At 72.6% G+C, this 10,628-nt stretch carries 11 protein-coding genes; 8 read left to right on the top strand and 3 right to left on the bottom strand.

What is annotated here, in order from left to right:
- From ACWGH4_RS22145 to ACWGH4_RS22170, 6 genes are all read left to right on the top strand, one after another.
- Positions 1-429: RNA polymerase sigma factor (locus ACWGH4_RS22145; protein ID WP_453463490.1), on the top strand; the 429-nt coding region annotated here is incomplete at its 5' end.
- Between the two features lie 2 nt (positions 430-431).
- Positions 432-1,538, top strand: a complete 1,107-nt coding sequence (locus ACWGH4_RS22150; protein ID WP_453463493.1) for a CU044_5270 family protein — start codon at positions 432-434, stop codon at positions 1,536-1,538.
- Between the two features lie 214 nt (positions 1,539-1,752).
- Positions 1,753-3,135: an APC family permease gene (locus ACWGH4_RS22155; protein WP_453463495.1), complete on the top strand. Its 1,383-nt coding sequence runs from the start codon at positions 1,753-1,755 to the stop codon at positions 3,133-3,135.
- 93 nt (positions 3,136-3,228) lie between these two features.
- On the top strand, positions 3,229-4,437 hold the full coding sequence (xseA, locus tag ACWGH4_RS22160) for an exodeoxyribonuclease VII large subunit (RefSeq protein ID WP_453463498.1): 1,209 nt from the start codon (positions 3,229-3,231) through the stop codon (positions 4,435-4,437).
- Between the two features lie 54 nt (positions 4,438-4,491).
- Entirely contained in the window at positions 4,492-4,725 is a 234-nt protein-coding gene (locus tag ACWGH4_RS22165; RefSeq protein ID WP_453463501.1) for an exodeoxyribonuclease VII small subunit, read from the top strand.
- Positions 4,726-5,345: 620 nt separating this feature from the next.
- Positions 5,346-5,936: a malonic semialdehyde reductase gene (locus tag ACWGH4_RS22170; RefSeq protein ID WP_453463503.1), complete on the top strand. Its 591-nt coding sequence runs from the start codon at positions 5,346-5,348 to the stop codon at positions 5,934-5,936.
- Between the two features lie 125 nt (positions 5,937-6,061).
- Here ACWGH4_RS22170 and ACWGH4_RS22175 read toward each other — a convergent pair whose 3' ends face one another.
- Positions 6,062-6,628: a DUF4245 domain-containing protein gene (locus tag ACWGH4_RS22175; RefSeq protein WP_453463515.1), complete on the bottom strand. Its 567-nt coding sequence runs from the start codon at positions 6,626-6,628 to the stop codon at positions 6,062-6,064.
- A gap of 136 nt (positions 6,629-6,764) precedes the next feature.
- On the opposite strand from ACWGH4_RS22175, the gene glpX reads away from it, so the two are divergent.
- The gene (gene glpX / locus ACWGH4_RS22180) at positions 6,765-7,796 is read left to right on the top strand and encodes a class II fructose-bisphosphatase (RefSeq protein ID WP_453463506.1); all 1,032 of its coding nucleotides are present in this window, start codon (positions 6,765-6,767) and stop codon (positions 7,794-7,796) included.
- Between the two features lie 94 nt (positions 7,797-7,890).
- Here glpX and ACWGH4_RS22185 read toward each other — a convergent pair whose 3' ends face one another.
- Together ACWGH4_RS22185 and ACWGH4_RS22190 are read right to left on the bottom strand one after the other, a co-directional pair.
- Positions 7,891-8,244 (bottom strand): WhiB family transcriptional regulator, encoded by a 354-nt coding sequence (locus ACWGH4_RS22185; protein WP_159687804.1) that lies wholly within the window; start codon positions 8,242-8,244, stop codon positions 7,891-7,893.
- A 178-nt stretch (positions 8,245-8,422) separates the two neighbouring features.
- Entirely contained in the window at positions 8,423-9,115 is a 693-nt protein-coding gene (locus tag ACWGH4_RS22190; protein WP_453463509.1) for a DUF1707 SHOCT-like domain-containing protein, read from the bottom strand.
- A 294-nt stretch (positions 9,116-9,409) separates the two neighbouring features.
- On the opposite strand from ACWGH4_RS22190, the gene ACWGH4_RS22195 reads away from it, so the two are divergent.
- The gene (locus ACWGH4_RS22195; RefSeq protein WP_453463512.1) at positions 9,410-10,384 is read left to right on the top strand and encodes a helix-turn-helix domain-containing protein; all 975 of its coding nucleotides are present in this window, start codon (positions 9,410-9,412) and stop codon (positions 10,382-10,384) included.
- The last annotated feature ends 244 nt before the right edge of the window (positions 10,385-10,628 follow it).

Here is a 10,628-nt window from a genome sequence, read left to right on the forward strand (position 1 = left end):
GCCACCAACCTCGTGCGCGCACAGTCGCGCGGCAACCGGCGTTACAAGGCGGCCGCCGCCGCGGCCGCCCACGCCACGGGCGCCGGGCAAGAGGCGGCGGTGGCCGATCACGCCGAGGAAGTCGCCGGCCGCCTGGACGACCGTCACCGCCTGGCCGCCACCGCGAGCGCACTCGCCGAACTGCGGCGCACCGAACGGGAAGTGCTGAGCCTGTGCCTGTGGCAGGGCCTGGACTACGCCACCGCGGCACAGGTCCTCGGCGTCCCGGTGGGCACGGTGCGCTCCCGGCTCTCCCGGGCCCGCAAGAAGCTGCGGAAACTCGCCGACGCACAACTCCCCGACGCCTTTCGGGAACCCCGGCCGGTGAATCGACAGACAAGAGGGGACCGCACGATCGCGGCCCGGCCCGCACAGGAAGGAACCCGGTGAACATGCGTCAGTCCCGTCCGAGTCACTCCCGCCTCACGCCTGATGAATGGCTCGAGAGCGAGCACCTGCTCTCCCCCGAGGAAGCCGACCTCCCCGCGGGCCGCCATGCCTTTCACAAGGAAGCTCTCATGACCTTCATCCAGCAGGACGCCCGATCCACGACCGCCACCTCCGCCGCTCCCCCGTCCACGGCGCCGGTGCGCCGCAGGCTTCTGCGCCCTCTGATCGTTCTTCCCGTCGCCGCGTGCTCGCTGGCCCTCGTGGCCGCTGGCGTCCTCACCTTCACCGCAGGCGGCGAGGCCGGCGACGGATCGGCCGCCGGGCCGGCGCTCACCGCCACGGTCGGTGCGGGCACGAGCGCGGGCGTCCCGCAGCTCCTGGACCGGATCTCCCTCGCCTCCGCCGAGAGCCCGCAGGTCGAGGTCCGGGCGGGCCAGTACGTGTACGTCGAGAGCAAGGTCGCCACCACCTACGAGAAGACGGTCGGCGACAAGACGACTCTCGCCAGCGACGGGATCCACCGCCGCCAGGTGTGGAACTCCACCGACGGCACCAAGGGCTGGCTGATCGACCCGGCCGTCTCCCCGCCCGGCGGCGAGAAGCTCGACCGGACCAACGAGAACGGCGAGAGCGAACCGGCCCGCCTCAACGCGCCCACCTACGACTACCTCGCAACCCTGCCCACCGACCCCGACACTCTCCTGGCGAAGATCTACAAGGAGACCAAGGGCATGGGCAACAGCCCCGACCAGCAGGCCTTCACCACCATCGGCGACCTGCTGCACGAGTCGCTGCCGCCCGCCGAGCTGAACACCGCCCTGTACAAGGCAGCCGCCAAGATCCCCGGCGTCGTCCACGTCGAGGACGCCGCCGACGCGATCGGCCGCCGCGGGGTTGCCGTCGCGCGCCTGGACGAGACGTCAGGCGTCCGCACCGAATGGATCTTCGACGCCAAGACCTTCACCTACCTCGGCGAGCGCACGATCCAGGTCCGCCCCGACGGCGGCGACTCCGGCCTCATCAAGCCCGGCACCGTCCTCTACACCGAGGCCGTCACCCTCCGCCAGGTCGTCGACGAGCTCAAGGAGACCCCCTCCTCCGGCGCGTGAAGGGTGTTCTTGATCCCCGGCCGTGACGCGGGTGCGGCCGGGGCTCCGGTCGTGCTCGAAGGCTGCGGGTGACCGGCTTCTCGTACGGCGCACGGGAAGCCGGTCAGGAACACGACCGACGCGACGCCCCTGCCGTCGGGGGCTTCTCCACCGGCACCGCGCTGCCGATGACAGCGGGGAGGAACAAGAACGCCGGCCGAGCGGGAGAGGACCCATGAGACGAGCCACCACCCAGGAGCCCCGCCCCGGAAAGGTGCCCGGCGGCAGCGAGCTGCGGCGCACACTCGGGTTCCGCGACCTGGTCGTCTACGGGCTCCTGTTCATCGCGCCCATGGCGCCCGTCGGCGTGTTCGGCACCCTCGACGCCAAGTCGGGCGGCGCGGTCGCCCTCGTCTACGCCGTCGCCACCCTCGCCATGGCCTTCACCGCCGTGAGCTACGCGCAGATGGTACGGGTCGCACCGCAGGCCGGTTCGGTGTTCACCTACGCCCGCAAGGGCCTCGGCGAAGGGCCGGGGTTCGTCGCCGGCTGGATGGCGATGCTCGACTACCTGCTGATCCCGGCCGTCGCCTACCTGTTCTCCGGCATCGCGATGGAGGCACTCGTCCCGCAAGTCGACCGGTGGGTATGGACGGCGATCGCCGTCGTGGTGACGACGCTGCTGAACCTGTGGGGCGTCCGGGCGGCCGCGCGGGTCGGCTTCGCGGTGCTCGCGGCGGAGATCCTGGTGCTGCTGGTCTTCGTGCTGTCGGCGGTCACGGTGCTCGCGCGGAACGGGGCGCAGCGCGGCTGGCTGACGCCGCTGACCGGTGACAGCGGCTTCTCCGTGGCGGCGGTGCTCGGGGCGGTGTCCGTGGCGGTCCTGTCGTTCCTCGGCTTCGACGCGATCGCGTCGTTCGCGGAGGAGGTGACCGGAGGCTCCCGGAAGGTGGCGCGGGCGGTCCTGTTCTGCCTGGCGCTCGCGGGTGCGCTGTTCGTCGCCCAGACGTATCTGGTGGCGCTGCTCGAAACGGTGCCCTCCGCGCAGCTGGCCGCGGAGCCCGCACGGCAGGGATCGGCCTTCTACGACGCGGTGGACGCGTCGGTGGGCACCTGGCTGCACGACCTGGTGGCGGTGAGCAAGGCGGTCGGTGCCGCGTTCGCGGCGCTCGCCGGGCAGGCGGCGGGCGGGCGGCTGCTGTTCGCGATGGCGCGCGACCGGCGGCTCCCTCGGGTGCTCGCGCGTACGGACTCGGGCGTGCCGCGGCCGGCGCTGCTGGTCGCCGCGACGGTGACGATGATCGCGGCGGTGTGGGCGGCGCGGCGGGACGACGGCCTGGACCACCTGGTGTCGGTGGTGGACGTCGGCGCGCTCACCGCGTTCGTGCTGCTGCACGCGAGCGTGGTGGGCTGGTTCGTGGTCCGGCGGCAGGACGGCTCCCCGGACCGGCTGCGGCATCTGCTGGTGCCGGTGCTGGGCGCGGGCGTGCTGATCGCGGTGATCGTGGAGGCGGCGGCGTCGGCGCAGGTCGTGGGCGTCGTGTGGCTGGCGATCGGGCTGGTCGTGCTGGCGTTGCAGCGGCGGCGGCGCGAAACGCTGTCCGGCGGGCAGCGCTAGGGCCCGGGCGCGGCGCCCCCGGCGCAGGAGCAGGAGCCCGATGGTCCGGTCCGGGGCGCCGGAGTTGTCCGACGCGGCCGTTACGCTCGGCGCATGGCTATCGACACGTCCGCGGAATCCCCTCTGCCGGTCGGCGAGGTGTCACGGCTCATCGGCGGCTGGATCGACCGGCTCGGGGCGGTCTGGGTGGAGGGACAGATCACCCAGCTGTCGCGGCGTCCGGGCGCCGGTGTCGTCTTCCTGACGCTGCGCGACCCGTCGTACGACATCTCGGTGGGCGTCACCTGCTTCCGGCAGGTCTTCGACGCCGTCGCCGACGTGGTGGCCGAGGGCGCCCGGGTCGTCGTGCACGCCAAGCCGGAGTGGTACGCGCCGAGGGGGCAGCTGTCGCTGCGGGCGGTCGAGATAAGGCCGATCGGTATCGGTGAACTGCTGGCCAGGCTGGAGCAGTTGAAGCGGTCGCTCGGCGCGGAGGGGCTGTTCGCGCCGGACCGCAAGAAGGCCCTGCCGTTCCTGCCGCACCGGGTGGGGCTGGTCTGCGGCCGGGCGTCCGCCGCCGAGCGGGACGTGCTGGAGAACGCGCGCAGGCGCTGGCCGCACGTCCGCTTCGAGGTGCGCAACGTGGCCGTGCAGGGAGTGCACGCCGTGGCGCAGGTGGTCCAGGCGGTGAAGGAGCTGGACGCGCTGGACGACGTGGACGTGATCATCGTGGCGCGCGGCGGGGGCAGCGTGGAGGACCTGCTGCCGTTCTCCGACGAGCAGTTGGTGCGCGCGGTGGCGGCGTGCTCGACGCCGGTCGTGTCGGCGATCGGTCACGAGCCCGACTCACCGCTGCTCGACCTGGTCGCCGACCTGCGCGCCTCCACGCCGACCGACGCGGCGAAGAAGGTCGTCCCGGACGTGGGCGAGGAGCTGGTCCGGGTGCGGCAGCTGCGGGACCGGGCGCTGCGGACCGTGCAGGGGCTGCTGGACAGGGAGGAGCGCGGTCTCGCGCACGCGCTGGCCAGGCCGTGCATGGAGCATCCGCAGCGGATGGTGGACGAGCGTGCGGCCGAGGTCGACGCCCTGGTCGCCCGGAGCCGACGCGTCCTTGGCCATCTGCTGGACCGCGCGGACTCGGAGCTGTCCCACACCCGGGCGCGGGTCGTCTCGCTGTCGCCCGCCGCGACGCTGGAGCGGGGTTACGCGGTGCTCCAGCGCGCCGACGGGGCGGTGGTGCGCTCGCCGGACGAGGTAACCCCTGAGGAACCGCTGCGGGCGCGCGTCGCGGAGGGCGAGTTCCCGGTGCGGGTCGGCGAGTGACGCCCGCGGTGTGCGCCGGTTCTGTTGTCGTAACTCATACATAGGGTGGATCGCATGGCTGCCAAGACGGAAGAGGCCGCGCTCGGTTACGAGCAGGCCCGTGACGAGCTGATCGAGGTCGTGCGCCGGCTGGAGGCCGGCGGCACCACGCTCGAGGAGTCGCTGGCGCTGTGGGAGCGCGGCGAGGAGCTGGCGAAGGTGTGCCGTCACTGGCTCGAAGGCGCGCGGGCGCGCCTGGACGCGGCGCTGGCGAAGCCGGAGGAGGACGGGACGGCCGACGGCGGGTGAGCACACGCGCCGCCGGCGGTGCGTGTGCGTGCCGGGGAGACCGACACGGGGCCGCCCTGGGCGCGTGAGCGCCACCGGGAGACGGACGCGGGGCCGCCGTCGGCGCGTGGGCGGACGCGCATGCGCCCTCGGCGCGTTTCGGCTTCGCCGGGGAGACGGACGCAGGGCTGCCGGACCGCGCGCGGGTGAGCGGCCGCCGAGGCGGCATGGGACGGCGGAGACCGACGCAGGGCCGCCGTCAGCGTGCCGGCGCCACAGGGAGACGGACGCACGGCCGCTCTCGGCGCGGCGGCTTCGCCGAGAGACCGAGACAGGGCCGCCCGGGCCGCGGGCGGACGAGGGGCCGCTGGGGCGCGCCGTCGGAGGCGGGCGCGGGTCGGGGTAAGCGGCGCGGCGGCGGGTGTGAGCGGCCGCCGAGGCGGCGCGGGACGGCGGAGGCGGATGCCGGGCCACCCTCGGCGGGTGGCGGACGCAGGGCCGGCCGGGCCGAGGCGGAAGGACCGCCCGCGGATGAGTCAGTGTGAGGACGGTCACATTCCGCATGTAGTTGAAATTTAATTCAACCCGGCGCGGTTGGCAGCCCCCGTAAGGCTTTTTCACGCACGCGGAAGGTACGCCCCATGTCCCTCGTTCTTGACCCCGTCGCCCAGGACCTCCTCTTCCGTGAGGCCCGTACGGCCAACGCGTTCACCGACGAGCCGGTGACCGAGGAGCAGGTCCAGGCGATCTACGACCTGGTCAAGTTCGGCCCGACCGCCTTCAACCAGAGCCCGCTGCGCGTAGTGCTGGTCCGCTCCGCCGAGGCCCGTGAGCGCCTCGTCGGCCACATGGCGGAGGGCAACCAGGCGAAGACCGCTTCCGCCCCGCTGGTCGCGATCCTGGCGGCCGACAACGAGTTCCACGAGGAGCTTCCGTCGCTGCTGCCGCACTTCCCGCAGGCCAAGGACATGTTCTTCAGCGAGCGCCCGGTCCGTGAGCAGGCGGCCGGTCTGAACGCCGCCCTCCAGGCCGCGTACTTCATCGTCGGCGTCCGCGCCGCCGGCCTGGCCGCCGGCCCGATGACGGGCTACGACGCCGCCGGCATCCAGAAGGAGTTCCTGGACGACGACCACACCCCGCTGATGGTCGTGAACATCGGCAAGCCGGGTGACGACGCCTGGTTCCCGCGCTCCCCGCGCCTGTCGTACGAGGACGTCGTCACCACCGTCTGAGCGACGCGTCCCACGGGCCCGCAGCGGCACACGCGGGCCCCGCACGCACACGACGGCCGCCGCACCCACACGGGTGCGGCGGCCTTCGCCGTACGGGACGGGCCCGCGGCGCGGGTTCCCAGGTGTCAGGAGCCGGCGGAGGGCTTGGCCGACGGGGTGGGCGACGCCGTGCCGGCGGGCTCCCCGGCCTTGAGGGCCGCGGCCATCTCGGCGAGCCGCTCGGGCCCCGCCGTGCCGGTGACAACGGTCGTCGCGCGGTCGTCGGTCAGCACCAGGGCGTCGTACTTCGGACCGTCCCAGAACTGCCAGGTCCGTCCGGCCACCTGCTGGGTCCGCTCCGTCTTGACGGCCTCGTGCGTGACCTCACGGATGTACTTGTCGGCGGGCCGGGCCGTGGACTGCTCCACAGCCACATACTGGTCCCGGGGGTCGAGGAAGCCGAGGTGCCAGGCGTGGGCCTTGTCCCGCTCGAACGTCACCGAGGTGGCGCGCCACCCCTTGTCCAGCCCGTCGGGCGCCGCCACCGGGTACGGGGCCGCGCGCTGTGCCGTCACCAGTTCGACGCGGTAGTCGACCGTCCTGATCGGGTCGGCGTTCTCGTCGTGGGGAACGAGCATGTAGATGCCCGCCACGACGACACCGATCACCGCCATGGACTGGAACATGCCCCGGATCGTCTGCTTGCCTCGCATACCTGCCACGTCCACCATGTTCGCATCCGGCAGGTCTGCTCATCCGTGGGCCCCTCTGCTCAATATGTCGACGTACCGATAGAGTCGCACCACCCTCTTTATTTACGGCCGTCGTCGTACAGAAAGGTGCGCTCCGATGACCGAGAATCATCTGCCGTCCCAGCTCGAGGTCTCCCCCGAGGCCCCCGACCGCAACCTCGCCCTGGAGCTCGTCCGGGTCACCGAGGCCGCCGCCATGGCCGCCGGCCGCTGGGTCGGGCGTGGTGAGAAGAACGGCGCCGACGGCGCCGCGGTCAAGGCCATGCGGACCCTCGTCTCCACCGTCTCGATGAACGGCGTCGTCGTCATCGGAGAAGGCGAGAAGGACGAGGCGCCGATGCTGTTCAACGGCGAGCGGATCGGCGACGGGACCGGCGCCGAATGCGACATCGCCGTCGACCCGATCGACGGCACCACACTGACGGCCAAGGGCATGCCCAACGCCATCGCCGTCCTCGCCGCCGCCGACCGCGGCACCATGTTCGACCCGTCCGCCGTCTTCTACATGGACAAGCTGGTCACCGGCCCCGAGGCCGCCGACTACGTCGACATCAACGCCCCCGTGTCCGTCAACATCCGGCGGGTCGCCAAGGCGAAGCACTCCTCGCCCGAGGACGTCACGGTCGTCATCCTCGACCGTCCCCGGCACGAGGGGATCGTCAGGGAGATCCGCGAGACCGGCGCGCGGATCAAGTTCATCTCGGACGGCGACGTCGCCGGTTCGATCATGGCCGTCAAGGAGGGCACCGGCGTCGACCTGCTGCTGGGCATCGGCGGTACGCCCGAGGGCATCATCTCGGCGTGTGCCATCAAGTGCCTGGGCGGCGTGATCCAGGGCAAGCTGTGGCCGAAGGACGACGACGAGCGCCGGCGCGCGATCGACGCGGGCCACGACCTGGACCGCGTCCTGAGCACCCACGACCTGGTCTCCGGCGAGAACGTCTTCTTCGTCGCCACCGGCATCACGGACGGCGAGCTGCTGCGCGGCGTCCGCTACCGCGCGGAGACCGCGATCACCCAGTCCCTGGTGATGCGTTCCAAGTCGGGCACCATTCGGCAGATCGACTCCACCCACCGGCTGTCGAAGCTCCGGGCATACAGCCAGATCGACTTCGACCGCGCGCAGTAGTCCTCGCGCCGGCAGCGCCGGCCCGGGCGCGGAGCAGCAAACGGAAGGGGCGCCCTATGTGCGGGGGCGCCCCGTTTCCGTGCCGTCTTCCAGGTCAGGCCGCTGAGGCCGACTTCTTCACCTCGACGTCGCGGCGCCTGCGCCGGGCCAGCACCACGCGGCGCTCCGCCGCGGTGAGGCCGCCCCACACGCCGTACGGCTCGGGCTGGAGCAGTGCGTGCTCCCGGCACTCCACCATCACCGGGCAGCGGGCGCAGACCCTCTTCGCCGCCTCCTCACGCGACAGCCGCTCGGCCGTCGGCTCCTTGGAGGGCGCGAAGAACAGTCCCGCCTCGTCCCGGCGGCACACCGCCTCCGCGTGCCAGGGACCTGCCTGGTCCTCCCGGGCAGGAATGCGCTGGTGCGGCACGGCGGCCACCTGCAGGGACTGATGCGGCAGTTGCAGCACGGTCTACTCCTGACGACGGGATTCGCGAGCGAGAGACGATGCAGCAGTCCCTACCCGCTGTGCGCACGCCTATGCACTGAGTGGCACTGAGTTCCGACGCACGGAATTGCGGATCGGCGCGTGAGGCGCGAAAGCACCCCCGGCGCCGGGCCGCGCCCGGCCGTCGTGCGCGGCCCCGTCAGTGCAGGTGCTTGCGGAGCCGGTCGTGGAGGTCGGAGATCCGCCGGCCGCGCTTCGGCTTAGCCTCGACGTTGCCGAAAATCGTGTAGCCGTTGACGACGACCACCGGCGCCTCGGGATCGGCGGCCTCCAGCGTCACGACCTCGAAGTTCCCGAAGATGCCGGTCCCGCTGCCGCGCAGGGAGATGTTCTCGGGGACGCGCACCTCGACGTTGCCGAAGATCGAGGTCGCGTTGATCACCGACAGGCGCTGTCCGTAGAGCGCCTCCGTGAGGTCGATCTCGATGTTGCCGAAGAGCGAGAAGGCGTTCGTCCTGCGGCCCACGCGCCAACGGCCCTTGCGGGTCGAGCTGGAGAAGACGGCGACGAGGTTCTCGGCCGGGCCGCCCGGGTCCTCCGAGTCGTCGTAGACGTGAGCGGCGGCCGCGTCGGGCCGCCGGCCGGCGACGGGCAGGTCCCGCACGATCGGTTCCAGCTCGCCCACGGTCTTGGCCCGGTAGACCGCGTCGATGCGCTCCGAATGCTCCTCGGCGTCCAGCCGGCCCTCGGCCAGGGCGTCGCGGAGGATGTCCGCGATCCGGTCGCGGTCGGCGTCGGAGGCACGGATGGCGCCGCCCGGGTCCAGCGGGACGGCCGGCTTCTGGGGCTGCCCGCGGCCGGAGGCCGCTGAATCATGCTTGTCGAGGTCCACGGCACCAGCCTAGCGAAACGCGATAGATCGCGACTAGTGGCCCACGCCGTTCCGGCCGAGGCGGCCACCCGCCCGGACGCGAGCCGTCACGGGAGCCGGCGCCGGAGGTCTGGCGGAAACCGGCCTGGCGGGAACCCGCCGCGCGTTCCGGAGTTTCCGCCGGATCCGCCTCTGGCAGTGTCCCGGACGGAGCCCGCCGTACACAGGACCGCCGGATGCCGGCGTGCGAGGGGGCGAGCCGTCATGCCCCTCGGTGCGAGCACCGGGCAGGGCGGGTCACGAGGAGGCGGGGCGATGCTCGAAAGTCTGGGACTCGACGCCGTGCAGGAGCAGGTCTACGTCTGCCTGCTCAGAGCTCCGGCAGCCGACGCGACGGCCGTGGCGGCCCGCACCGGGATCGCCGCCGACAAGGTGGTCCCGGCACTCGCCCGGCTGGAGGCGGAGGGGCTGGTGACCCGGCGCCCGGGCCGGCCCGGCGGCTACCACGCGGCGCCGCCCGACGTCACGTTGAACCTGATGGTGCTTCAACGTATGGACGAGGTGCGCCGGGTGCAGCTCGCCGTCGAACGCCTCGCCGCCGAGCACCGCGCACACGGACAGGGCGGCTCGGGCGCCGAGCCGGTGGAGGCCCTGGAAGGGGCCGCCGCCATAGCGGACCGCTACCGCCAGATCCAGCGCGGCGCCAAGGAGGTGTCCAGCCTGGTCGCCGGCCCGGCCGTGGTGGTGACCGCCTCGGACAACACCGGGCAACGGGACGCGCTGCGGGCCGGGGTGCGCTACCGGGCGGCGTACGAGCGGGCCACGCTCGAACTCGACAGCGCGGACAACCCGTTGCTGCTGGAGGAGTGGGCCGCCCTGGGCGAGGAGATGCGCGTCACGCCGGAGGTCCCGCTGAAGCTGGTCATCGCCGACCGGCGGATCGCCCTGGCGCTCCCTCGCCGGCAGGCGCCGGGGGCGCCGGTCGGGCTCGTGGTGCGCACCGGCATCATCCTGGAGGCCCTCAACTGGCTCTTCGACCGGATCTGGGAGACGGCCCTGCCGGTGCCCGCGGCCCTGGCAGCCGTGCCGGAAGGGCCGCTGTCGGCGTCCGACCGGCGACTGCTGTCGCTGCTGCTGACGGGCTGCACCGACCAGGCCATCGCCTCGCAGTGGGGCGTGAGCATGCGCACGGTTCAGCGGCGCGTACAGCGCCTCATCGCTCTGGCAGGGGTGCAGACACGCCTCCAACTGGGCTGGCAGGCCGCCCGTCTTGGCTGGATCGAGCCGTAGGCCCGGGACGCCGGAGAGGGAGCGCGCGACGGCGTGCGACCCGGCCCCACGAGGCGGTGGGGACGACGCCGGACGGGCTGTCGCATTTGCGACAGGACGCCAACGCGACAGCCGCGAGGGCTGATGAAAGGCAGTCACCACCTGCCAGTGTGACGGCCGTTCACAGCCCTCGAGTGCTGAAGGATGCCCATGTCCCGTCCCCGCTCCACCGCCACGAACCACAGAGCCGGGCGCAGCGCCGTCG

The sequence above is a fragment of the Streptomyces sp. NPDC054847 genome, from assembly GCF_053610925.1.